The sequence below is a fragment of the Salmonella sp. A29-2 genome, from assembly GCF_020150755.1.
In the GTDB taxonomy this organism is placed as follows: Bacteria; Pseudomonadota; Gammaproteobacteria; order Enterobacterales; family Enterobacteriaceae; genus Salmonella; species Salmonella enterica.
Map to the genome: position 1 here is coordinate 2,349,073 of NZ_CP083731.1, position 24,723 is coordinate 2,373,795.

The following is a 24,723-nucleotide window of genomic DNA, read 5'->3' on the forward strand; positions in this document are numbered from 1 at the left end:
AATCAGGCACCTATCTTTTTAAACGTCAACGGAATTGCCGCGTGGTCGCCATAACGGGCGGTACAGGTTGCGACGTCACTGACGCCTGCTTTACAGGTAATTTCCGGCATCGGATAACGTGAGCCGTCGGTGCAGCGCGCATTGCCGCGACTTTTAATCATCAGCTCGCCCGTTTGATGCAGACCAGAGAAAATTTCCGCCCGACAAACCACGTTATCGCCATGTACTACGCGCGCGATACCTTTGTTATTTTGGATCTGATAACGCAGAGAGGGCGGCTTGCCGGTAATCGGATCTTTGACATCCACGCTGACCCGCCAGCTACCGTTTAAAAAGCGCGTGGTTCCAAGCTTCATCTGCGTACTGTCCATCACCAGCGCGTCTTTGGGGATAGCGGCAATGATAACAGGCGCTTCCGGCAGCGGCGCCGCTTTGGGGGCGGGCGTCACCTCAGCGCGATGCAGCGGCAAATGCGCGGTGAGTTCAGGCAAGGGGGTAACGTCAGTTTTCGCAGTAGCGACAGGCGCGGCGCGAACAGGAGAGGCCCCGTCAACGGATGAAGATGGCCAGAAAAAAGGCGTGGCGACGGCGGCGATAACCACGGCAGCGACAGGTAAGCTCCACAGCGGTAGACGGCGAGCTCTTTTCGCCTCAGCAACCGGGATGGGTGTGGCCGACTTCGGCTCGCTAACGATAACGGGCGGCGCAACAGGTTCCTCCGGCATTTTCGGCGGCTCAATGACAGATGTTAACAAAGGTTCATCCGCCTGACTAAACGCCGCCTCTACCAGCGGCTTTTCTTCGGGCTCCGGCTCCGGCTCGACCAGAGGGATGTCGGGGATTTCCTCGGTGACCCGCAGGCAGTCCAGCACATCATCGCGTGTATTTTCGTTGAGATTAACGAATCCCCAGAAGGTGATAACCGGTTTGCCGTTAACCAGGAAAACATGATTTTCGCCGGGAAATTGCGTCGCTTTCTCAAGTAGCGACCCAAATAGCTGGAGCGCTGTTTTACCGGATTGCAGACTTTTGCGACTGAGTGCAGCCGCGCTTTCAAAAGTGCTGGCTAAATAACGTAAAGCCCGAGAACGTGTCTCTTCGTCAGCCGCTTTCCACGCTATCGCCTGACCTTCAATCGGCGAATACCAGTCAACCCGATCGCCATTATCGTTAAGTTGCGGAATCGCCAGACAGTCAACCATCGCCTGCTGTTTACGCAGACGAAGCGTTTCGCGAATTTGCAATGCTGATTCAAATACGGCCTGACCGCCGCCGCCCACGGCCTGATAATCATCCAGATTGCCGCTGCGCAAGAGAGATTTTGCCACGTTGTTATCCCTTAGACTTCTTCACGCGTCTACTTTACGGGGTCTATACGCAAGCAAACGGCGGAAGAAAGGCAAAAAGGCGCGAATTCTCGGTCTATTAAGCCCCGTGTTTCCACTTGACGTAAGTTAAATCAGGGTGGCGGCGGCGAATTACCGCATCGGGCGACAATAACGCGTATAATAGGCGAATCATGCTGTTACAGAATAAAGAGTAGGAGAGCTTATGTCGCACCTGGAGGAAGTGAGTGCCCGCGTGGATGCCGCCATCGCGGAGAGCGTAATTGCCCATATGAATGAATTGCTGATTGCCTTGAGCGATGACGCTGAATTACGTCGCGAAGATCGTTATGTGCAGCAGCAGCGTTTACGCACGGCTATCGCGCATCACGGCAGGCAATATCAAGAAGATCGGGACGCGCGCCGCGAGCAGCTCACCAAAGGCGGCACGATCCTGTAACCCATTAAAACTGGCGCTTCGCAATCAGCCATGCGCCAATGACCAGCAACAGCGCGCCAAACGCCGGCCCGACCATTGCGCGTAACGTGACGCCGTGGCTACGCGCGATATCCAGCGCCAGTCCGCCGATTAACTGGCTGGCGACCAGTACCGCGATAGTCGTCGCGGCGCCAACGTTCTGATACCCGCTAATGCTGGCAAATACAAAAAATGACCCCAGCAGACCGGGGATCAATGTCCACCAGCGCACGCTGGCGACCAGCTCGCCGAAGCCCGTAGCGCCTTGCTTAAACCACAATATCGTCACAAATAAAACGATCCCTACCAGCGAGTTCAACAGCATAGCGATCAGAATCGTCGATGATGTCTGCGTAATACGCACCATAATACTGTTTTGTACCACCAGCCCGACGCCGGCGGCGATCAAAAAGATAAGCGTCAGCGACTGGTTCATCAGCAGGCGTCCGGCGCGGCGTGTTCATCAAGCTGGAGCTGCATAAACGTAAGATCTAACCAACGGCCAAATTTTACGCCGACCTGCGGCATTTGCGCGGTGACGGTAAACCCCAGCGAATGATGCAGGCGTATCGAGGCGGCATTCTGTGACTCAATACCGGCCACCATCACATGCTTGCCGCAGCGTCGGGCTTCGTCGATCAGTCTGCTGAGCAGTTTTCGCCCCAGTCCTTTCCCCTGGTGCGCCGGATGAACATAAACCGAGTGCTCGACGGTATAGCGAAAACCGTCGAAACTGCGCCAGTCGCCAAATGATGCATAGCCAGTCACCACGCCATTTTCTTCGCTGACCAGCACCGGATAGCCCAGTAATTGACGGGCCTCATACCAGGCAAGGCGATTATCCGTATCGACCGTCCGATCGTTCCAGATGGCCGCAGTATGTAATACCGCATGGTTATAGATTTCGGTAATCGCGGCGCAGTCTGCTTTATCGGCAAAGCGAATCGTCATAGGGAACCCCAGGGAATGTTTACGATAGTGTTAGAAATACTATTGAAGGCGGCATAAATCAACGAATTAGCGCAAGAATTCATATTTAGCGAGAGGGGAAAGAAAGTCGTTCATAAAAGCGCACAGCCTGATATCTGAGAGTGTTTAACTCCCTCAGAAAGCTAATGTTCGACTATTATTGATGGATTATGCCAGGCATGAGGAGAATAGAATGAAGCAACAGACCAACCGAAATCGTCGTTGGGTTTTGGCCTCGCGTCCCCACGGCGCGCCGCAGATGGATAACTTCCGCCTCGAAGAAGATGACGTCGCGACGCCCGGTGAAGGGCAGGTGCTATTGCGTACCGTTTTTTTATCACTCGACCCTTATATGCGTGGCCGCATGAGCGATGAACCCTCTTATGCGCCGCCTGTTGAACCTGGCTGCGTTATGGTTGGCGGTACGGTCAGTCGCGTTGTCGCGTCAAACCATCCTGATTACCGACCAGACGAGTGGGTGTTGAGTTACAATGGTTGGCAAGATTATGACATTTCAGATGGCGAAGGGTTGGTAAAGCTGGGTGATAATCCGCAACATCCTTCCTGGTCGCTGGGGATTTTAGGAATGCCGGGGTTTACCGCCTATATGGGGTTACTGGATATCGGCCAGCCGAAAGAGGGCGAAACGCTGGTTGTCGCCGCCGCCACCGGCCCCGTAGGCGCAACGGTTGGGCAAATTGGCAAGCTGAAGGGCTGCCGGGTCGTGGGTATTGCTGGCGGCGCGGAAAAATGCCGTCATGCGACAGACGTTTTGGGATTTGATCTGTGCCTTGATCATCACGCTGATAATTTCCCACAACAGCTTGCGCAGGCCTGCCCGCAGGGTATCGATATCTATTATGAGAATGTCGGTGGTAAAGTCTTTGACGCCGTCTTACCGCTACTGAATACGTCGGCGCGGATTCCGCTCTGCGGTCTGGTCAGCGGCTACAATGCGACAGCGTTGCCGGACGGTCCAGACAGACTGCCGCTGCTGATGGCGACATTACTTAAAAAGCGTATTCGCCTGCAAGGTTTTATCATCAACCAGGACTATGGTCACCGGATACATGAGTTTCAGCAAGAAATGGGGCGTTGGATCAAAGAAGGGAAAATACATTACCGGGAGCAGATTACTGATGGGCTGGAAAATGCGCCAGAAGCGTTTATGGGGCTGCTGGCGGGGAAGAACTTTGGCAAAGTCGTGATACGTTTAGCGGACGATGCGTAAAGAAAAAATGGCGGCATTATGTCGCCATAAAAATGTGCAAATTTTAAAATTGCGGCTTTACTTATATTCATCATTCAGATCGCGGTGGGGCAGCTTATCTCCTTCAGCGGCCTGAACCGGTCAAAAATCTCGATACATGAAGGAATGACGGAGATAAAACGGTTGCCATAAAGAAACCTGTATTGTTGTAAAAGATGAGAATATCACGCAAGTAAATTATCACTTTTATTTATTTGGCCGTTCAGGCCTGGATTATCTTTTTTACAATTAAGTTCCGAAACTTCTTCGGGACTCGATTGCGATGTTGTTCTGCCAAGAGGTGAAGGAAGGAAAATGCCGGGTACGGAAAAAACACAACATATAAGCCTGACCACACAGGTTGAAAATCGGTTAAAGCATCAATTGTCTATTGGCGCATTAAAACCAGGCGCAAGGCTTATCACTAAAAATATCGCTCAAGAGTTAGGCGTCAGTATTACGCCAGTGCGTGAGGCCCTGTTAAGGCTGGTCTCTTCCAGTGCTTTGGCGGTGGCGCCAGCACAGGCGTTTATGGTGCCGGAGATCTCGCTGGAAAGTTTGCTGGAAATTAATACGATTCGTACTGCCCTGGAGGAGATGGCGGTGGTCGCCGCTGCGGGTAAGATTACCCCGGATCGCGAGCAGACGCTGAATGCGCTATTAGATGAATTTCAACAGGCGCTGGAAAGTGGCGTTATGGAGAAAATTCTTTTGGCCAACCGCGCATTCCGCTTTGAGATCTACCACTACGCGGATATGCCAACGCTGTATGCCATGATCGAGCAATTATGGGTACGCCTGGGGCCAAGCCTGCATTTTTTATATGATAATTTTAAACTTGATGATTATCAAGACGGCGTTAGTCTGTACAGAAAATTGCTTAATGCGTTAGTGACAGGTGATAAAGAAGCCAGTCGCCACTGCCTACAGAACGTTTTGCAACAAAACGTAGCGACGATTAAAAATCAGTACTTCATGTAACCTTTATGAAACTATGACTTATCAATAGCGGGGATTCCCCGCTATTGCCGGATATTTATTCAAATTGCCATGCCAGATTAATCCCCACGCCATAGTTACGTCCTGGCGCTGGCTCATAATATCGGCCATTAGATTCATTAACGATCACCGAACCGATATATTCTTTATCAAATAGATTATCTACCCGCCCAAAAATATCGACGGTAAGCTGACTGTAATTAAATTTATACCCTGTATTTAGTCCAACAACGGTATACGAAGGCGCTTTGGCGGTATTTTCATCATTGGCCATGATATCGCCCATATACCGAACGTCTGTTCCGGCGTACCACCCCTCATCCGGGATAAAACCTAATGAGGCGAATCCCATATTACGGGCGATGCCGGGCATCCGGTTTCCATCACAGTTTTGCCCCTGACAAACGTTACTGCGATAGGTCGCATCCAGCCAGGTCCATGATGCTTTCACCCGCCAGTCGCCGGCGAAGCGCTGGTCCAACGCGAGCTCTGCGCCCTGGCGGCGCGTTTTGCCCGCGTTTTTGTAGGTAGTGCGTCCTCCCATACTGCTGGCGACGACAATTTCATCATCAGTATCGGTTTGAAATAACGCGGCGGTCAACAAGCCATTGCCAATCCGCGTTTTACTGCCGACTTCCACCGTATCATTGGTCGACGGTTTGAGGTCAAAGTTGAACCCACTTTGGCCGTCAGCGCGATAAGAAAGCTCATTGATTGTGGGAGTTTCAAATCCGCGACCGGCAGCAAGATAGAGATTCCAGGCGTCAGTTAACGCATATTTTAGCGATCCGGCGGGTAGCCAGTGGTGATAGCTGGCGTCGCCGCTGTCATCGCCATTGCCGGGCGCGATATAGTGATCGTTAGAATCGAACCACACGGAACTGTAGCGCACGCCAGCATCCAGCGAGAGTTTTTGCGTAAGCTGCCACTGGGTTTGCAGATAAGGATCGACATTCCACATCAGGTTACGCTCATCCCGGCGTAAATCGCCTTTATGCCCAAACTCAGGGGTGCCGTTGTTGAGACGGAAATTATTGTAACCCTTGCGGTTTTCGCTCATGTTTTCATAATTTAATCCGCCAGTGAAGGTGACCGGCACACCTAATTCTCCCCGGTGAGTCCAGCGGGAATCAATGCCCTGATAGTGGCGTTGCAGTGTAATTACGCCGCCAGCCTGGGCTGGTTTTAGCTGTGCCACCAGGGGAATAGACTGGTATTGCGTGGTTTCCCGCTCTCCGGCGTAGGCCATCACGCTGATATCATCCTGCGCGCTGAGCTGACGTTCATAACGCAATCCTGCCTGAGTTTGTTTGATGGTTTTACGCGTATTGTACTGTTCAGCGCGCGGCGCCTGTTGCGGATCGGCTTTCCATTCAGATTCGGTAAGTCCGCCGGGATCGTCCGCCTTAATGTCCACACTATTAAAAATCAGCGAGAGTTTACTGGCCTCGTCAAGGCGCACGCCCAGTTTGGCATTAGCCAGATTTTTTCGCGCGCCGCTGTGATCGCGGTAGCCGTGGGTGGTGAAACGGGTAGTCGATACCGTGTAATCCACGTCGCCAGGCTGTGTGCCGTCACCCATCGCGCCCGTGGCTTTTAGCCCATAGCGCCAGCTTCCATAACTGCCGTAGTAGCTGCTGGCCTCAAGGGTGGGCGGCTGTCTCCCGGTTTCGGTGGTGACATTTATCACGCCGCCGGAAGCATTGCCGTATAGCGCTGAGAAGGGGCCGCGTAACACTTCAACGTCTTGTATGCTGTTAATATCAATATTCGAAATCTGGCCTTGTCCATCCGGCATGGTGGCGGGAATGCCATCAACATACAGACGAATGCCGCGCACGCCAAAGGCGGAACGCGAGCCAAATCCGCGGATAGAGATTTGCAGATCCTGCGCGTAGTTCTGCCGGTTCTGCACCTGCAATCCCGGGACGCTGGTTAAAGTCTCAGATAAATTAACGCGCGGCGTCGCCAGACGCATGTCTTCTCCCTCAATGACGCTAACGGCGGCAGGTGTATCCAGTTCGGATACGGTTTGCGGCGTTGCGGTGACTATCATGGTTTGTTCATTGGGCGCGCTGGCGGCCTGAAGAACCGGGGAGAAGGTCAGAGGCAATAAGAGGGCGGGATAAAGTCGCTGTCTAACGGAAATAATTTTCATGAAAATGCCGGATAAATGTAAGCGTATCAACGGAAAACGTGACATTAAGGGTAGTCAATATGTAAAGTTTTGAAATTTTAATCGCACATTAAGTTAAGAAAATGTGCGGTATTTAAGAGCCATGACATTCGCAGGCGAGGAAAAGCTCCACTTTCTGATAAATAATGATTATTATTCTCAACTTATAATAAGTGCGGAACGAAGATCCCGCGCAGCGAAGTAGTGTGAAGCAGCTATACACGTTTTTATCAAAGGGAGTCGTCATGCACTTACGTCATCTTTTTTCGCCGCGCCTGCGTGGTTCTTTATTGTTAGGTTCGCTCCTCGTCGCATCCTCATTTAGCACGCTGGCGGCGGAAGACATGCTGCGTAAAGCGGTAGGCAAAGGCGCTTATGAGATGGCCTGGAGTCAGCAAGAAAACGCGCTCTGGCTGGCTACATCGCAAAGCCGTAAACTGGATAAAGGCGGCGTAGTTTATCGTCTCGACCCGGTGACGCTGGAAATCACGCAAGCGATTCATAACGATCTCAAGCCGTTCGGCGCCACCATCAATGCCGCGACCCAAACGCTGTGGTTTGGCAATACCATTAACAGCGCTGTTACCGCGATTGATGCCAAAACGGGTGATGTAAAAGGTCGTCTGGTACTTGATGCGCGCAAACGTACTGAAGAGGTTCGTCCGTTACAGCCCCGTGAGCTGGTTGCCGATGCGTCTACCAACACGATCTACATTAGCGGTGTTGGTAAAGAGAGTGCTATTTGGGTAGTGGATGGCGAAACCATCAAACTGAAAACGACGATCGAAAATACCGGCAAAATGAGTACGGGTCTGGCGCTCGACAGTAAAGCGCAACGCCTGTACACCACCAATGCGGATGGCGAATTTATCACCATCGATACCGCCAGCAATAAAATTCTCAGTCGTAAGAAGTTGCTGGATGACGGTAAAGAACACTTTTTTATTAACCTGAGTCTCGATACCGCAGGTCATCGCGCGTTTATCACCGACTCGAAGGCGACTGAAGTCCTGGTTGTCGATACCCGTAATGGCAATATTCTTGCCAAAATCGCGGCGCCTGCTTCTTTGGCCGTCCTGTTTAACCCGACACGTAACGAGGCGTATGTGACACATCGTCAGGCAGGTCAGGTCAGCGTGATCGATGCGAAGACCTATAACGTTGTTAAAACGTTCGATACGCCGACGTACCCGAATAGCCTGGCGCTATCGGCAGACGGTAAAACGCTCTACGTCAGCGTGAAGCAGAAATCGACACGTGAACAGGAAGCGACGCAGCCGGATGATGTTATTCGCATTACTCTGTAAATAGGGTATGGAGGGGGAAACCCCTCCAGTCATCTCTTTAAACGCACCGATACGCCTCGTTACACCCCGCCGATAGCCTGATGATTCTGTGAGAATTACACTGCCTTTTTGCTGTAGTTAACTCATTATATTCACGAGGAAAATATGAAAAAGTTATTTATATGCTCAGGTTTGGGCATGATGTTTTTTATGCTTGCGGGTTGTACAACCAACTATGTGATGACGACGAAGAATGGGCAAACGATCGTAACTCAGGGTAAGCCACAGTTAGATAAAGAGACGGGGATGACCAGTTATACCGATCAGGAAGGCAACCAGCGGGAAATTAACAGCAATGATGTGGCGCAGTTGATTAAGGCTGACTAAGCATTGGGCGCGATGCGGTGTTGGCGGCAACGCGCATTAAACCCGGCAGGCCTGGGGCTGCCGGGGAAGGGGAATGTTATGTCGCTGCTTCTTCTTTCAATACGACACTCTCTGTCGAATCCGCCGTCACTGGCGCAGTGCGATGGATCTCCGCCACGCGACGTCGCACGCCAAACCAGCCGGCAACCAGCAGAATGGCGATCAGCGGCAACGAGGCGATAGTGTAAGTTCCATTCGGGTAGTCAAACGCCATGAGTACCAGCACGCTTAGTAAAAACAGCAGCGTTAGCCAGGAGGTAAAAGGCGCGCCGGGCAGTTTAAAACTGACGTCTGCGGCTTTGCCTTCTTTTATCGCCTGGCGTAAACGCATCTGGCACACCATGATAAACGCCCACGACGCGATAATGCCGAGCGAGGCAAAATTAAGAACGATCTCAAACACGCGGGAGGGGACCAGGTAATTCAGGAATACGCCGACCACGTAAACCACCAGAGTCGCCAGAATACCCGCATAGGGCACATGCTGACGGCTCATTTTCGCCATGAATTTCGGCGCGGAACCCCCCATCGACATTGAACGTAAAATTCTCCCCGTACAGTAAAGCCCGGAGTTCAGGCTGGAAAGCGCGGCGGTTAACACCACGATATTCATAATACTGCCGATATAAGGCACGCCAAGTTTAGAAAAGAAGGTGACAAACGGACTTTGCCCCGCCTGGTAGGCGTTCCACGGCAGCAGCAAAACCAGCAATACGACCGATCCTACATAGAAAAGACCAATACGCCAGATCACGCTATTGATGGCTTTTGGCACCATCGTCTGTGGATCTTTGCACTCCCCAGCGGCGGTACCGACCAGTTCAATCGAAGCAAAAGCGAACACCACGCCCTGAATCAGTACCAGCGCGGGCAACAGGCCGTGCGGGAAAAAGCCGCCATTATCTGTAATCAGGTGAAAACCGGTGGCATTACCCTCAAGCGGTTGACCGGTACCGAGAAAAATCGTGCCTACCACCAGGAAGATAACAATGGCGAGTACTTTTATCAGCGCGAACCAGAACTCCATTTCGGCAAACCATTTTACGCCGATCATGTTCATGGTACCGACAATGGTTAACGCGCCGAGCGCGAACACCCATTGCGGAACGTCGCCAAATGCGCCCCAGTAGTGCATATATAACGCCACTGCGGTGATATCGACGATCCCGGTCATCGCCCAGTTAATAAAGTACATCCAGCCTGCGACGTAGGCCGCTTTTTCACCCAAAAATTCACGGGCGTAGGAGACGAAACTCCCGCTGGAAGGGCGATGCAATACCAGTTCGCCCAGCGCGCGTAAAATGAAAAAAGAAAAAATGCCGCATATCAGATAGACCAGCGCCAGTGCCGGTCCGGCCATTTGCAATCGGGCACCTGCACCTAAAAATAAACCGGTGCCAATCGCGCCGCCGATAGCAATCATCTGAACCTGACGATTCCCCATCGCTTTGTGATACCCCTCTTCATGGGCGTTCAGCCAGCGTCGTTTCGCCGCATGTTGTTCTGCGGCGTGCGTAGTCTGTGTTTTCATTACGTTACCTGTTATAGCCTGTCCTGACAGAAAAATTCCTTATGCCGCGACGGGCGCTCACCAATCGATTGCCTGCAATGGCGAATGCCGCTTTTCCCTGATTCTGTGACAGGGATAAAACCGCCGGCGGAGCATCCTACCTGCAATTGTTAAATGACGCAAAACATACGGGAAGAACAAAATGAGGATGTCGTGTTTATTTGTGCGGTCAGATGTGGTGCGGTGTGGTCACGATTCAGCCAGATAAGCTTTCAGCACAAATCCGCAGTGATTGCGCTGCGCAATAATTAATCAGGGTTAATCCCTGCAGGGATTTATGGTCATAGATATGACCTCGAACGATAAACCACCTGACGATATTGAAGCAGCATAAGATAAGGCCGTTGTGTCTGTTATTCTCATTTTCTCCTGAAAATGTATGCCTTTGAGCAATTTTGTTGATTGACATATCGTCATAATGAGAGAGGAGTAGGACATATAAAGCTATTGAGCAAAATTTGAAGGAGCAGGATATGCCATATACATCAGTTTCTACCTATGCCAGAGCTTTATCAGGAAATAAGCTACCTCATGTTGCTGCAGGAGATTATGAAAATAAATTATCAACAAAAATCATGAAAGGCATCTTGTGGGTGCTTACCGCAGGACTGGCCTACGGATTTACAAGAGTAATTGAACATTGTTGCAATGTTACGCCTAAAGTTGAGGAGTTCTGTGCCAATGCAGGGAATATCCATGATCACCTTGCTGATGCTGTATGTGATGGACTGTATGCTATAGATGTCGAGCTTTCTGATGGTCGGAGGTTAATATTCGAACAACTCTCGCTGATAGCTGGAGGTAAGCCAATCGTCAGGATATCGGATGGCGAACATTCCGTTGAGGTTGAGGGAACCTTTGAAGATATTTGTATGAGACTGGAAGAGGGCTTTTTAGAAGCGCCAGCGTACTATCATTATGATATTGATAAAGACCATAAAACCGTCAGAGAACGAATAGCAGCATATAATGCCTTACCTCAGGCATTAGGCGCCATTCCGAGTTTAGAACATTATATCGCTCGGGCCAGCGACATGCCGGAGGCGAAAGCGCAACGGGCGGCCGACATAAAAGAGCGTTACCGTAACTATTTGGACACTTATTAAAAAGCGTTTATGTTTAGCCAGTTTTGTTAGAAATCAGACTCGCTGAGCTGGCGTTAAAAATTTTAACACGCCGCTATTTTGGCGGCGTGTCGCAAAGAGATTCTCAGAACCCGATTTCCGTTTGTACGCCAAAATTCCACGTACCTCCGGCGGCTGTAGCCGGCCTGTCTTATTTTTTTCAAAAGTATCCAACGCTATTCCACGGATAGGGTATCCTGTTGCGCAGCGATATCCGCCTCAGCCTGTGTGCCGAACGCAAGCATTAATGTTAATGGAAGCCTCAGATGACCTCTTTTTTACATGCTTATTTTACGCGATTACATTGTCAGCCGTTGGGGGTTCCTACGGTTGAAGCGCTCAGAACGCTTCACTTAGCGCACAACTGCGCGGTTCCTTTTGAAAATCTGGATGTGCTACTGCCTCGTGAAATACAGCTCGATGAGACGGCATTAGAGGAGAAACTGCTTTATGCCCGACGCGGTGGATACTGTTTTGAACTGAATGGCCTGTTTGAACGTGCGTTACGCGACATCGGTTTTAACGTCCGAAGCTTATTGGGGCGGGTCATTCTGTCTCATCCCGCCAGTTTACCGCCGCGCACGCACCGTTTGCTGCTGGTTGATGTTGAGGATGAGCAGTGGATCGCGGACGTGGGGTTTGGCGGCCAAACGCTAACCGCGCCGCTTCGTCTGCAGGCTGAAATTGCTCAGCAAACGCCGCATGGCGAATACCGCCTGATGCAGGAGGGGAGCACATGGATTTTACAATTCCGCCACCATGAGCACTGGCAGTCGATGTACTGTTTTGATCTGGGGGTGCAGCAGCAGAGCGATCATGTGATGGGCAATTTCTGGTCGGCTCACTGGCCGCAATCCCATTTTCGTCATCATTTGTTGATGTGCCGCCATTTGCCTGATGGCGGCAAGCTGACATTAACGAATTTCCACTTCACGCGTTACCACCAGGGACATGCCGTTGAACAGGTCAATGTACCGGATGTACCGTCGTTGTATCAGTTACTTCAGCAGCAGTTTGGTCTCGGCGTAAATGATGTAAAGCACGGTTTTACCGAGGCGGAGCTGGCCGCGGTAATGGCTGCATTTGATACCCATCCGGAGGCGGGAAAATAATTTTTTGCCGCGAGGATTTGCGGGCCTGACAAAGATTAAAAAGTAATGGCCCATTCGGCATGAAACAGAATGACCGCCTGGCCGGAGATGGTGACGTTTTCCGGCTGGTTATCGCGAATGGTGACGGTAACATCAACAGTACCCTCTTTACCTAAAGCGCGCCCCTGATGGCCTTGAATCTGCAGCGTTTTACCGTCATGCGCCATCAGGCCATGATGGACGAGCCATGCCCCCATCGGGCCATTGGCGTTTCCCGTTACCGGATCTTCCACAATCCCTATCGCCGGGGAAAACATTCGCCCATCGGTTTCGTTTTTTCCCGGACGAATCTGGAAAGGAAAAAAGCCGTTACAGCCAATTTGCTGGCTGATTGCCGTCAGGGCTGCCAGATTCGGAGAAAGGGCATCAATATCAACGTCTGGTTTGAGCAGGATCATCACTTTTGCATGTCCTGTTGAAGCCACCTGAATTGGCGCTCCCGGCACGATATCATCTTCAGTCAGGTTCAGTGCGGTGATGATGGCAGTCCGAATCTCTCCGACTAACGGTGGATCAAAAGAGGGCTGACCTTGTTCCAGCGTGATGCGATAGTCGTTGTGTTCGGCATGAATTTCAACGCGATGACGGCCCGCTAACGAGGTTTGCCAGACGGTGGTGTTTCCCAACCCCAGTACCGTTGCCCGAACATAATGCGCGGCCACGGTGGCATGACCACAGATGGGGACTTCTACTGTCGGTGTAAAATAGCGTATGCGCACATCACTCTCTTCGCTTTTTAGCAAAAAGGCGGTTTCCGAGTGACGAAGTTCACGGGCAATCAGCTGCATCTGCGCGTCGCTTAGCGTATCCGCATGTAAGACAACGCCAGCAGAGTTGCCGCGAAAGGGTTCGCTGGTGAAGGCGTCAACATGGTAAATCTGCGGTTTCATTGATGTTCTCCTTTGACTGAAGAATCATCATAGCCTGTGCGTTGCCGAATGACGACGCCCAGGCGTTTTTCTTTGCCCGGTAAGCGTACGCCCCGGGCAAAGAGAATTAGCGGCGGGTACGAACAATCTGGTAGCGACGGGTGAAATACTCAAACGGCGCGCTCCAGACATGAACCAGACGGGTGAACGGGAAGAGCAGGAAAATAGTCATTCCCAGCACCAGATGAACGCGGAAAACAAACGCCACACCGTTCAGCATTTCCGAAGACCCGCCGCGGAAGGTGACAATACTTTGCGCCCAGCCCACCAACTTCATCATTTCGCTGCCATCCGGATATTGCGCCGAAAACGGAATGGTGCTCAGGCCAAGCAGGCACTGAATCAGCAAAATGCTCATGATGATAATATCTGGTGTAGTGGACGTCGCCCGCACACGCTGATTGGTCAGACGACGCCACAGTAATCCCGCGCCGCCGATCAACGTTAATACGCCGCACACGCCGCCGAGGATCATCGCCATTTGTTGTTTTACCGCAATTGGCAGGAACCAGGCATACATCCAGTGTGGCGTCAGCATCCCGAACAGATGGCCAAAAAAGATCCCCAGAATGCCAATATGGAACAGATTCGACCATATCACCATCCCGCGCTTATCCAGCATCTGGCTGGACGACGCGCGCCAGGTATATTGTCCGTAGTCATAGCGCAGCCAACTGCCGAGGAAGAAGACCGTGGCGCAAATATAGGGGTAGATATCGTAAAAAAAGACGTTCAGGTACTGTATCATTTCGGGCCTCCCGCGCTGACGTCGACGTACTGCGGCGCCGCGTCCTGGCTAAAGCGTCGTTGATAATGGTGTAACGGTGAACTGTCACAGATCGTGGCGTTATCTTCGATAAACTTCACCTGTTCTTCTTCCCAGACGGCATCCAGTGCCTGACGGGTATCATCCCGCGATTCCTGAACAATCTGTTTGGTGACACTGTCACTTGTAAGCGTACTGCCCGCCAGCGTCAGCAGGGCGTCAAACAGTTGATACCACGGCGCTCCTCGCTGTTTCAGACGACCGCCCAGCAGCGCCAGAATAGGGGCAATATTCTGTAATCCCTCGCGCGCTTCCGCTTCCGGCAACACGCTTAAGTACTCCAGATAGAGCGGCAGGTGATCCGGTAGTTCGCGGCAGTTGAGCTGCAGGCCCACGGTTTCATACTGGCTTAACAAATCGACCATCGCCTGGCCGCGATCGCGGGACTCCGCATGAACATGCTCGAATAACAGCAATGAAGTGGCGCGCCCGCGGTCAAACACTTCACACCATTCTGCTTGTTTATCCAGTAACGGCGCATAAAGCAGCTCGCGAGTGAAGTCGGCCAGCATTGGCGCATCGTGTTGGATAAGGGTGAGCGCTTCATCCCGACATTCCCACAACTCGTCGTCCGGATACTCCATCAACAGGCCAATCGCTTTGAGGATTTGCATTATTCCCCCTCCGCTTTATCACGCACTTCGGTGATATTGATGGCATCAATACGGCTACTGTTGAACAGGTTGAATTTGGTATCCGAGCCGTGACAACCGTCGCCAAAAGTAAAGCCGCAGCCGTTGCGCTCCGGAAAGACATCGCGCGCCATTTCCCGGTGACTGGTGGGAATGACAAAACGATCTTCATAATTGGCAATCGCCAGGTAGCGATACATCTCTTCAACCTGTTGTACGCTCAGACCCACTTCGTCAATCGCGCGGGTATCCGTCACGCCTTCAACCGTCTGCGAGCGCATGTAGTGGCGCATCGCCATCATCCGCTTTAGCGCCCGAATGACCGGACCGGTATCGCCCGCGCTGAGCATATTGGCCAGGTACTGGACCGGAATACGCAGCGTCTCCACCGCCGGCAGAATATTGCCATTGTGCGGCAACCCGCCCGCGTCGGCGTATGACTGGATGGGCGACAGCGGCGGTACGTACCAGACCATCGGCAGGGTACGGTATTCCGGGTGCAGCGGAAGCGCCAGCTTCCAGTCCATCGCCATTTTGTACACCGGCGACCGTTGGGCGGCGTCGATGACGTTTTGCGGGATGCCCTGTTTAAGCGCCTCTTCAATGACCGCCGGATCGTGCGGATTGAGAAACACATCGCACTGACGTTCATACAAATCTGTCTCGTGTTCGGTACTGGCCGCTTCTTCAATCCTGTCGGCGTCGTAGAGCAGAACGCCAAGATAACGGATGCGCCCGACGCAGGTTTCCGAACAAACGGTCGGCTGGCCGGATTCAATACGCGGATAGCAAAATATGCACTTCTCAGACTTGCCGCTCTTCCAGTTAAAGTAGATTTTTTTGTACGGGCAGCCGCTGATACACAAACGCCAGCCCCGGCATTTATCCTGGTCGATTAGCACGATGCCGTCTTCTTCACGCTTATAAATAGCGCCACTTGGGCAGGTGGCGACACAACTGGGGTTCAGGCAGTGTTCGCACAGGCGCGGCAGGTACATCATGAAGGTGTTTTCGAACTGACCGTACATCTCTTTTTGTATGTTGTCGAAGTTGCGGTCGCGGGCGCGTTTTTCAAATTCGCCGCCGAGCAGCTCTTCCCAGTTTGGCCCCCAGATCACCTTGTCCATCCGTTTTCCGTCAATCAGTGAACGAGGGCGGGCGGTGGGCTGATGCTTACTCTCCGGCGCATGATGTAAATGCTGATAATCGAAGGTAAAGGGTTCATAGTAATCATCGATTTGCGGAATCACCGGGTTGGCGAAAATTTTACTAATTACCCCCATTTTGCCGCCCAGACGGGGCCTTATCTTGCCATTAACATCACGAACCCAACCGCCTTGCCACTCCTGCTGGTCTTCCCAGTTTTTGGGATAGCCGATGCCCGGTTTAGTTTCGACGTTATTGAACCATGCGTATTCCATCCCTTCACGTCCGGTCCAGACGTTTTTACAGGTGACGGAGCAGGTGTGACAGCCAATACATTTATCGAGATTCAGTACCATCCCAACCTGTGAGCGTATTTTCATTTTTTCGCCTCCTGTACCTGATCCCGGCCCTCATCATCCAGCCAGTTAATGTTTTTCATCTTCCTGATCATGATGAATTCATCGCGATTCGAACCCACGGTTCCGTAATAGTTGAAGCCGTAAGCCAGTTGCGCATAGCCGCCGATCATATGCGTCGGTTTTGGACAGACCCGGGTCACGGAGTTATGGATCCCGCCGCGCATCCCGGTCACTTCCGAGCCCGGAATATTCATAATTCGCTCCTGGGCGTGGTACATCATGGTCATACCCGGCGGAACGCGCTGGCTGACCACCGCACGAGCGGTAAGGGCGCCATTAGCGTTGAAGGCTTCAATCCAGTCGTTATCTTCAATACCCAATTCACGGGCATCGGCTTCGCTGATCCAGACAATCGGCCCGCCGCGCGACAAGGTTAGCATCAGCAGGTTTTCGCTGTAGGTGGAGTGAATTCCCCATTTCTGGTGCGGCGTCAGGAAGTTAAGCGCTTTTTCCGGGAAACCGTTGGGCGGAATTTCTCGCATTTCGCTGACGCTGCGGGTATCAATCGGCGGGCGATATGCCACCAGGCTTTCGCCAAAAGCGCGCATCCACGCATGATCCTGATAGAGTTGTTGCCGCCCCGACAACGTGCGCCACGGGATCAGTTCATGTACGTTGGTATATCCGGCGTTATAAGAGACATGCTCGCTTTCCAGTCCTGACCAGGTCGGGCTGGAGATAATTTTGCGCGGTTGCGCCTGGATATCACGAAAGCGAATTTTCTCATCTTCTTTATTGATGGCCAGATGGGTGTGCTCGCGCCCGGTCATCTCGCCCAACGCCTGCCAGGCTTTCACCGCCACCTGACCGTTAGTTTCCGGCGCTAAGGCAAGAATCACTTCCGAAGCATCCAGCGCGGTGTCTATTCGCGGACGTCCTTTCGCCGGGCCATCGTGTTTGGTGTAATTGAGCTTACCGAGGAAATCGACTTCATCTTGCGTATTCCAGGCAATACCCTTACCGCCGTTGCCTAATTTATCCAGCAGGGGACCCAGCGAGGTAAAACGTTCATAGGTGGCCGGATAATCGCGTTCAACCACGACGATATTGGGGGCGGTTTTGCCCGGAATAAGTTCGCACTCGCCTTTACGCCAGTCGAGAATATCAAATGGCTGCGCCAGTTCCGCCGGGGAATCATGCTGGAGCGGGTGTAACACCACATCGGTTTCCTGTCCGAGGTGTCCGACACACACTTCAGAAAAGGCGCTGGCGATGCCTTTGTAGATCTCCCAGTCGCTTTTGGATTCCCAGGCAGGATCGACCGCGGCGGAAAGGGGGTGGATAAACGGATGCATATCCGAGGTATTCATATCGTCTTTTTCATACCAGGTGGCGGTCGGCAAGACGATATCGGAAAACAGACAGGTACTGGACATACGGAAATCAAGCGTGACCAACAGATCGAGCTTGCCCTCAATCGCGGCGGACTGCCATTCCACCTCTTCAGGCTGAATTCCTTCGCTGGAACCCAGCGCTTCGCCCTGGATACCGCTGTCGGTGCCCAGCAGATATTTGAGCATGTACTCATGACCTTTCCCGGAGGAGCCGAGCAGGTTAGAGCGCCAGACAAATAAATTTCGCGGGTGATTATGACCACTGTCAGGCTGTTCGCAGGCAAAACGGATAGCGCCTGATTTCAACGCCTGCACGGTATAATCCGCCGCAGACAGCCCGGCTTTATCGGCGCTCGCTTTCACGCTGAGCGGGTTAAGATTAAGCTGCGGCGCCGAGGGTAGCCAGCCCATACGTTCCGCGCGCACGTTGAAATCGATCAGGTGTCCGGAAAATTTAGCCGGATCGGCCAGCGGCGACAGCAACTCTTGCGCAGTCAGTTTTTCATAGCGCCACTGGCTGGCATGGTTGTAGAAAAACGAGGTACTGTTCATCTGACGCGGCGGGCGATTCCAGTCCAGCGCGAAGGCTAGCGGCAGCCAGCCGGTTTGCGGCCGCAGCTTCTCCTGGCCGACATAGTGCGCCCAGCCGCCGCCGGTTTGTCCAACACAGCCGCAGAATACCAGCATGTTAATCATCCCACGGTAATTCATATCCATGTGATACCAGTGATTCACTCCCGCGCCGAGGATGATCATCGAACGACCGTGAGTTTTATGGGCGGTCTCGGCAAATTCACGCGCAATAGTTTCGATATGTCGACGCGGCACGCCGGTAATCTGTTCGCCCCAGGCCGGCGTGTAGGCTTTTACGTCGTTATAATTATTGGCGCTATGGCAGTCATCCAGACCACGATCCAGCCCATAATTCGCCAGCACCAGATCGTAAACGCTGACGACCATCCGCTCGCTACCGTCCGCCAGAGCCAGACGTTTCACCGGTAACTTACGTACCAGCACCGGTTCCTGCCGCACGCTGCGAAAATGTGGGTTTTCGTTACCGCCAAAATAGGGGAAGGCGACACCCGCCACATCATCATGCTGACCGAGTAAAGAGAGCGACAGTTCAGTTTCGACGCCCGCCGCCACCGCTTCCAGGTTCCATTTTCCCTTTTCTCCCCAGCGAAAACCGATAGAACCATTGGGCGCGACCAGTTCGCCCGTACTGTTGAGCGCGACGGTTTTCCATTCCGGATTATTGGCTTCTCCCAGTCCATCCACCAGATCCGACGCGCGCATCATACGCCCCGGTACATAACTGCCGTCTGCGTGCTCATCCAACAGGACCAGCATCGGCATGTCGGTATAACGGCGGCAATAGTTAAGGAAATAGTCGCTGGGATTATCGAGATGAAACTCTTTCAAAATGACGTGACCCATGGCCATCGCCAGCGCACTGTCTGTACCTTGCTTTGGCGCCAGCCACTGATCGCACAGTTTAGCGACTTCGGAATAGTCCGGGGTGATGGCGATTGTCTTGGTGCCTTTGTAGCGCACTTCGGTAAAGAAGTGGGCGTCCGGGGTACGCGTCTGCGGCACGTTAGAGCCCCAGGCAATAATGTAGGCTGAGTTATACCAGTCGGCGGACTCCGGCACGTCAGTCTGCTCGCCCCAGGTCATTGGAGACGCGGGCGGAAGATCGCAATACCAGTCATAGAAGCTCAGACAAGTACCGCCAAGCAATGACAGATAACGTGTTCCGGCGGCGTAAGAAACCATCGACATCGCCGGAATAGGTGAAAATCCCGCCACACGATCCGGACCATAGGTTTTGATTGTCCAGACGTTAGCGGCGGCAATGAGCTGATTCAGCTCTTTCCAGTTCGAACGAATAAAGCCGCCATGTCCGCGCACCTGTTTGTAACTTTGGCATTTTTGCGGGTCGTTCATTATAGATTCCCATGCCAGCACCGGATCGCTGTGCCGGGAAAGAGCCTCGCGCCACAGTTCTATCAGCCGCTTACGCACCAGAGGGTATTTCAGACGATTGGCGCTATAGAGATACCAGGAGTAGCTGGCGCCGCGCGGGCAGCCGCGCGGTTCATGGTTCGGTAAATCGGGACGCGTGCGCGGGTAGTCGGTTTGCTGGGTTTCCCACGTCACCAGACCGTTTTTGACATAAATTTTCCAGCTACAGGAGCCCGTGCAGTTGACGCCGTGGGTTGAGCGCACGATCTTATCAAACTGCCAGCGCTGGCGATAACTGTCTTCCCAGTCGCGGTTGGTATGCATCACCTGACCATGGCCGTCGGCAAAGGTATCGCCTTTTTGTTTAAAGTAACGAAAGCGATCCAACAGTTTACTCATGACATTTCTCCTGCTTCGATAAATTTTCCGCCATCCTGTCGATTTGGCGTTAAACCATTGCCGGATGGCCGTCCTACAGGTGCGTATGTTGTTATTGTTGTTTAGGCTTACGACGCCCGTAGACCAGCCAGGTCAGCAGGACGCAAGCGATGTAAAACAGCAAAAAGATTTTCATGGCGCCCACCGGCGAGCCGGTCAAGGCCAAAGAGGTGCCAAACGCTTTTGGAATAAAGAAGCCGCCCACAGCGCCAATAGCGGAGATAAAACCGAGCGCGGCGGCGGTATCCGTCACCGCTTCGCGCTGCGCCTGCTCATCGCTCCCGCCGCGCAGTTTGACGTTGTAGAGCGTGATCTGACGGAAGATCACCGCAATCATCTGGAAGGTAGAACCGCTGCCGAGACCCGCTGTCAAAAACAGGCCCATAAAAACAAGATAGAACGCGCTAAAGCTGCCTGCGCCGGAGCCTGGCAGCGTGAGGAATAGCAGGGCGGTAAACAGCGCCATAAAGATAAAATTAATGAGCGTGACGCGAACGCCGCCGAATTTATCGGAGATCACGCCGCCTGCCGATCGCGCCAGCGCGCCGATAAAAGGGCCAAAGAACGCCAGTTGCAGAATGTTTACGTCGGGAAATTGCGTTTTGGCGAGCATGGCGAAACCTGCGGAAAAGCCGATGAATGACCCGAATGTCGCCAGGTACAGCAGGCTAAGCAGCCACAGGTGCAGACGTTTTAGCACCGGCAATTGCGAGGCGACAGACGCTTTTGAACTGCCGATATCGTTCATACCAAACCAGGCGGCAAGCGTCGCGACAGCCAGTAACGGCACCCAGATCCAGGCGGCGTTAGTGAGGGCGAGCAGGGAGCCATCAGGTTGCGGCACGCCCCGGACGCCTAAAAAAGTAAATATCGGCAGAAAAATAACCAGCGGCGCAAGCAACTGCATCACACTGACGCCAAGATTTCCCAGTCCGCCGTTAATACCCAACGCGCTACCTTGTCTGGCTTTTGGAAAGAAAAAACTGATGTTGCCCATACTGGACGCGAAGTTTGCCCCCGCAAAACCGCACAACAGAGCGATGAGCATAAATACCCCGAAAGGGGTGGCGGGATTTTGCACGGCGAATCCCAGCCAGGCGCAGGGAATAATCAATATTACGGTACTTAATACGGTCCATTTACGGCCACCAAACAGTGGCACCATAAAGGAGTAGGGAACGCGTAATATTGCGCCGGAAAGAGAAGGTAATGCGGTTAATAAAAAGAGTTGGTCGGTGGTAAAATTAAATCCAATTTTATTGAGGTTGACGGCAACAGCGCTAAACAACATCCAGACGCAAAATGCCAGGAGCAAACAACTTACTGAAATCCATAAGTTTCTTCTGGCGATGCCTTTCCCTTTATTCTCCCAGAAGGCTGGATTTTCGGGTCGCCAGTCACTCAAGAGATAACGGTTATAATTCTCGTTTTGTCGTGTCATTTTACCCCTCACATGCGCATATCATTTGAGAAAAAACACAAAAAAGAGACAGAGCGTCACGCGCTCTTTTGAGAACTTATTGAAGTTTTTTTAGAATATTGAGTGAAAGAATAGATAAAAAACCAGGCCAGCGCGGCGCGAAGAGGAGATATGATGTTTCTTAATTGTTACTATTTGTAAACTAAAAGTGATTTTTATTAAATTATTTGTAACTTTACGCAAAGAGTTCAAGCGTAATCATCCGATCCAGATGGTATTTAAACGCGGGATCGGCCATTTCCGGAATACCCAGCACATACATACCGTCCAGCCCGCACACCAGTGCGATAAGCCGCCAGGCAATATCCGTGGCGTTAGCAGTAAACGTAAATTCTCCTGCCTGTTTGCCCTGCTCGATAATTGTGACCGTTTCCTCATGCCACATCTGCATCGTGAGGAGATAAGCATCTCTGATGTGCGGATCCCGATCGGCCAGAATTTGCGCCTCTCGCCACAATTTTATGTAAGGCTCAAAGCCGCCGTCTTCGCTACCCAACATAGCGTGAAGCCGTGCACGCCAGGTGGCGGGCGGCGGAACTTGCCCGGCATCAAGCAGGGTACGGATCAAATGGACAAAGGCCAGCGCTTTGAGCTCACCCGCCGAGCTGAAGTGGTGATGCACCTGTCCGGCGGCGACATCGGCTTCTGATGCGATTCGTCGCACCGTCATGGCGGCAAACCCCTCTGCCAGCGCCACGCGCATCGCCGCTTGCAGGATCACTTCGCGGCGTTCATCCCGGTTAAGGTAACTCATATTTTCCCCACATTAGCCAATGCGCGCAGTGTAACAAAAAGCTGGACATTCGTTCAACTTACCGTAGGATCCTGAAACTGGACAAGCGTCCAAATTTGAGTTTTTGAAGGGAGAGTTATGTTTCGTCAGTGGTTAACGTTAGTCATTATTGTGCTGGTCTATATTCCTGTCGCCATTGATGCCACGGTCTTGCATGTCGCCGCTCCGACACTGAGTATGACACTGGGGGCCAGCGGCAACGAGCTGCTGTGGATCATTGATATTTATTCTTTGGTCATGGCTGGCATGGTGTTGCCGATGGGCGCGCTTGGCGATCGTATCGGTTTTAAACGCCTGCTGATGCTGGGCGGGACGCTCTTTGGCCTGGCATCATTGGCGGCGGCGTTTTCGCATACCGCCAGTTGGCTTATCGCCACCAGGGTATTACTGGCTATTGGCGCGGCGATGATTGTACCGGCGACGCTGGCCGGGATACGCGCCACCTTTTGTGAAGAGAAGCATCGCAACATGGCGCTGGGCGTCTGGGCAGCGGTAGGTTCAGGCGGAGCGGCGTTTGGGCCGCTCATCGGCGGCATATTATTAGAGCATTTTTACTGGGGATCGGTTTTCCTGATCAACGTGCCGATTGTGCTGGTCGTCATGGGCTTAACCGCCCGCTATGTTCCTCGCCAGGCGGGCCATCGCGATCAACCGCTCAATCTTGGCCATGCGGTGATGCTGATTATTGCCATTTTGCTGTTGGTTTATAGCGCTAAAACCGCGCTGAAAGGACATCTGTCGCTGTGGGTCATCTCGCTTACCCTGCTTACCGGCGCGCTGCTCCTGGGACTCTTTATCCGCACACAGCTTGCGACATCGCGTCCGATGATTGATATGCGGCTATTTACCCATCGCATTATCCTGAGCGGCGTCGTGATGGCGATGACCGCGATGATCACTCTGGTGGGCTTTGAGCTGCTGATGGCGCAAGAGCTACAGTTTGTTCACGGGCTATCGCCTTATGAGGCCGGGGTATTTATGCTGCCGGTGATGGTCGCCAGTGGATTCAGCGGGCCGATTGCGGGCGTGCTGGTCTCGCGTCTGGGACTACGGCTGGTCGCGACGGGCGGCATGGCGTTAAGCGCGCTGAGTTTTTATGGCCTGGCGATGACGGATTTCAGCACCCAGCAATGGCAGGCCTGGGGACTGATGGCGCTGCTGGGATTTAGCGCCGCCAGCGCATTGCTGGCTTCCACGTCGGCAATTATGGCCGCTGTGCCGGCAGAAAAAGCGGCGGCGGCCGGCGCGATAGAAACGATGGCTTATGAACTGGGCGCGGGACTGGGCATCGCCATTTTCGGCCTGTTGTTAAGCCGTAGCTTCTCCGCGTCTATCCGTCTGCCTGCCGGGCTTGAGGCGCAAGAGATTGCCAGAGCGTCATCTTCAATGGGAGAAGCCGTGCAGTTGGCGAATAGCCTGCCGCCCACGCTGGGGCAGACAATACTGGACGCCGCCAGACACGCCTTTATCTGGTCGCATAGCGTGGCGTTAAGCAGCGCCGGGAGCATGCTTCTTTTGCTGGCGGTAGGGATGTGGTTCAGCCTGGCAAAAGCCCAACGCCGATAACATAACGCCTGGTGAGATAAGCGCTTAATGCGCTAGCTGGCAGGGGGAGTCCATTTCCTCAACCTCTTTACCGCTGAGGCGTGCGTATTGCCCCGTCAGTCGCCAAAAGGCAGGCTGGGTTTCGGTATAAATTTCCGCAGCCAGAATCAGCCGACGGCGATCAACTTCGTTCAGTTCCAGTAAGGTCCAGGGAATAAAATAGCGATCGGTATCGGTAAGCCGAAACCACAGCGGACACCCGCAGCCGGAACAGAAGTAGCGTTCGCCGCGCGAAGAGGATGAAAAGTATGGCGGTTCCGGGGAAAGGGGGGCTAGCTGTGGTTGCCCGCAGGCTTCCAGATACATGGCTATTCCACCCGACCATTTTTGACACAGCGTACAATGGCAGGCATAGACATCCAGCATTTCGACGTCAACGGTAAAATGGCTCTGTCCGCAAAGA

Annotated in this window: 21 protein-coding genes; 8 read left to right on the top strand and 13 right to left on the bottom strand. The window is 52.8% G+C overall.

Translation table 11 applies throughout. The features are described 5' to 3' along the window. Positions 1-2 precede the first annotated feature (2 nt). Complete coding sequence (gene srfA / locus K8W53_RS11465; RefSeq protein ID WP_023224990.1) at positions 3-1,328, bottom strand: virulence-associated effector SrfA; 1,326 nt, start codon at positions 1,326-1,328, stop codon at positions 3-5. 223 nt (positions 1,329-1,551) lie between these two features. On the opposite strand from srfA, the gene K8W53_RS11470 reads away from it, so the two are divergent. After that, positions 1,552-1,785 (top strand): YdcY family protein, encoded by a 234-nt coding sequence (locus K8W53_RS11470; RefSeq protein WP_000018720.1) that lies wholly within the window; start codon positions 1,552-1,554, stop codon positions 1,783-1,785. A gap of 4 nt (positions 1,786-1,789) precedes the next feature. Here K8W53_RS11470 and K8W53_RS11475 read toward each other — a convergent pair whose 3' ends face one another. Together K8W53_RS11475 and mddA are read right to left on the bottom strand one after the other, a co-directional pair. Continuing rightward, positions 1,790-2,239 (bottom strand): DMT family transporter, encoded by a 450-nt coding sequence (locus K8W53_RS11475; RefSeq protein WP_001076571.1) that lies wholly within the window; start codon positions 2,237-2,239, stop codon positions 1,790-1,792. Beyond that, positions 2,239-2,754: an L-methionine sulfoximine/L-methionine sulfone acetyltransferase gene (mddA, locus tag K8W53_RS11480; protein ID WP_000155373.1), complete on the bottom strand. Its 516-nt coding sequence runs from the start codon at positions 2,752-2,754 to the stop codon at positions 2,239-2,241. Before mddA ends, K8W53_RS11475 begins: the two co-directional genes overlap by 1 nt. A gap of 211 nt (positions 2,755-2,965) precedes the next feature. Here mddA and K8W53_RS11485 point away from each other — a divergent pair, with 211 nt between their 5' ends. Further along, complete coding sequence (locus K8W53_RS11485) at positions 2,966-4,003, top strand: NADP-dependent oxidoreductase (protein ID WP_001517827.1); 1,038 nt, start codon at positions 2,966-2,968, stop codon at positions 4,001-4,003. A gap of 333 nt (positions 4,004-4,336) precedes the next feature. After that, positions 4,337-5,002 (top strand): colanic acid/biofilm transcriptional regulator McbR, encoded by a 666-nt coding sequence (mcbR, locus tag K8W53_RS11490; RefSeq protein ID WP_023203138.1) that lies wholly within the window; start codon positions 4,337-4,339, stop codon positions 5,000-5,002. A 55-nt stretch (positions 5,003-5,057) separates the two neighbouring features. Here mcbR and pqqU read toward each other — a convergent pair whose 3' ends face one another. Further along, a complete protein-coding gene (gene pqqU / locus K8W53_RS11495) occupies positions 5,058-7,178 on the bottom strand; it encodes a TonB-dependent receptor PqqU (protein WP_023224988.1) in 2,121 nt (706 codons plus the stop codon). Positions 7,179-7,441: 263 nt separating this feature from the next. Between pqqU and K8W53_RS11500 the strand changes: the two genes are divergently transcribed. After that, positions 7,442-8,503 (top strand): YncE family protein, encoded by a 1,062-nt coding sequence (locus K8W53_RS11500; protein ID WP_023224987.1) that lies wholly within the window; start codon positions 7,442-7,444, stop codon positions 8,501-8,503. A 144-nt stretch (positions 8,504-8,647) separates the two neighbouring features. Next, entirely contained in the window at positions 8,648-8,869 is a 222-nt protein-coding gene (locus tag K8W53_RS11505) for a YgdI/YgdR family lipoprotein (RefSeq protein ID WP_000732362.1), read from the top strand. Positions 8,870-8,945: 76 nt separating this feature from the next. Here the strand turns inward: K8W53_RS11505 and ansP are convergent, their stop codons facing one another. Then, positions 8,946-10,439 carry an L-asparagine permease gene (gene ansP, locus K8W53_RS11510; protein WP_000857112.1) on the bottom strand — a complete coding sequence of 498 codons (1,494 nt, stop codon included), beginning with the start codon at positions 10,437-10,439 and terminating at the stop codon, positions 8,946-8,948. 512 nt (positions 10,440-10,951) lie between these two features. On the opposite strand from ansP, the gene K8W53_RS11515 reads away from it, so the two are divergent. Together K8W53_RS11515 and nhoA are read left to right on the top strand one after the other, a co-directional pair. After that, a complete protein-coding gene (locus K8W53_RS11515) occupies positions 10,952-11,584 on the top strand; it encodes a hypothetical protein (protein ID WP_023224986.1) in 633 nt (210 codons plus the stop codon). 284 nt (positions 11,585-11,868) lie between these two features. Beyond that, a complete protein-coding gene (nhoA, locus tag K8W53_RS11520; protein WP_052939377.1) occupies positions 11,869-12,714 on the top strand; it encodes an N-hydroxyarylamine O-acetyltransferase in 846 nt (281 codons plus the stop codon). A gap of 35 nt (positions 12,715-12,749) precedes the next feature. Here the strand turns inward: nhoA and K8W53_RS11525 are convergent, their stop codons facing one another. The 7 genes from K8W53_RS11525 to K8W53_RS11555 form a co-directional block, all read right to left on the bottom strand. Beyond that, positions 12,750-13,643: a PhzF family isomerase gene (locus K8W53_RS11525; protein WP_023194880.1), complete on the bottom strand. Its 894-nt coding sequence runs from the start codon at positions 13,641-13,643 to the stop codon at positions 12,750-12,752. Positions 13,644-13,749: 106 nt separating this feature from the next. Beyond that, positions 13,750-14,430 carry a respiratory nitrate reductase subunit gamma gene (gene narI / locus K8W53_RS11530; protein WP_000617103.1) on the bottom strand — a complete coding sequence of 227 codons (681 nt, stop codon included), beginning with the start codon at positions 14,428-14,430 and terminating at the stop codon, positions 13,750-13,752. Next, positions 14,427-15,122, bottom strand: coding sequence for a nitrate reductase molybdenum cofactor assembly chaperone (narW, locus tag K8W53_RS11535; protein WP_023194748.1), 696 nt, complete (start codon positions 15,120-15,122; stop codon positions 14,427-14,429). The genes narI and narW overlap by 4 nt, the downstream gene beginning before the upstream one ends. Further along, positions 15,122-16,666 (bottom strand): nitrate reductase subunit beta, encoded by a 1,545-nt coding sequence (gene narH, locus K8W53_RS11540; protein WP_052939376.1) that lies wholly within the window; start codon positions 16,664-16,666, stop codon positions 15,122-15,124. Before narH ends, narW begins: the two co-directional genes overlap by 1 nt. Further along, positions 16,663-20,403 carry a nitrate reductase subunit alpha gene (locus tag K8W53_RS11545; protein ID WP_058654709.1) on the bottom strand — a complete coding sequence of 1,247 codons (3,741 nt, stop codon included), beginning with the start codon at positions 20,401-20,403 and terminating at the stop codon, positions 16,663-16,665. The genes narH and K8W53_RS11545 overlap by 4 nt, the downstream gene beginning before the upstream one ends. Before the next feature lie 91 nt (positions 20,404-20,494). Then, positions 20,495-21,883: a NarK family nitrate/nitrite MFS transporter gene (locus K8W53_RS11550; RefSeq protein WP_023207800.1), complete on the bottom strand. Its 1,389-nt coding sequence runs from the start codon at positions 21,881-21,883 to the stop codon at positions 20,495-20,497. A gap of 214 nt (positions 21,884-22,097) precedes the next feature. Continuing rightward, positions 22,098-22,676 carry a TetR family transcriptional regulator gene (locus tag K8W53_RS11555; protein WP_000121044.1) on the bottom strand — a complete coding sequence of 193 codons (579 nt, stop codon included), beginning with the start codon at positions 22,674-22,676 and terminating at the stop codon, positions 22,098-22,100. Positions 22,677-22,793: 117 nt separating this feature from the next. Between K8W53_RS11555 and smvA the strand changes: the two genes are divergently transcribed. Continuing rightward, complete coding sequence (gene smvA / locus K8W53_RS11560) at positions 22,794-24,281, top strand: methyl viologen efflux MFS transporter SmvA (RefSeq protein ID WP_023224565.1); 1,488 nt, start codon at positions 22,794-22,796, stop codon at positions 24,279-24,281. A 24-nt stretch (positions 24,282-24,305) separates the two neighbouring features. On the opposite strand, the gene K8W53_RS11565 is transcribed toward smvA, so the two are convergent. Continuing rightward, entirely contained in the window at positions 24,306-24,686 is a 381-nt protein-coding gene (locus K8W53_RS11565) for a GFA family protein (RefSeq protein WP_014343841.1), read from the bottom strand. Between the last annotated feature and the right edge of the window lie 37 nt (positions 24,687-24,723).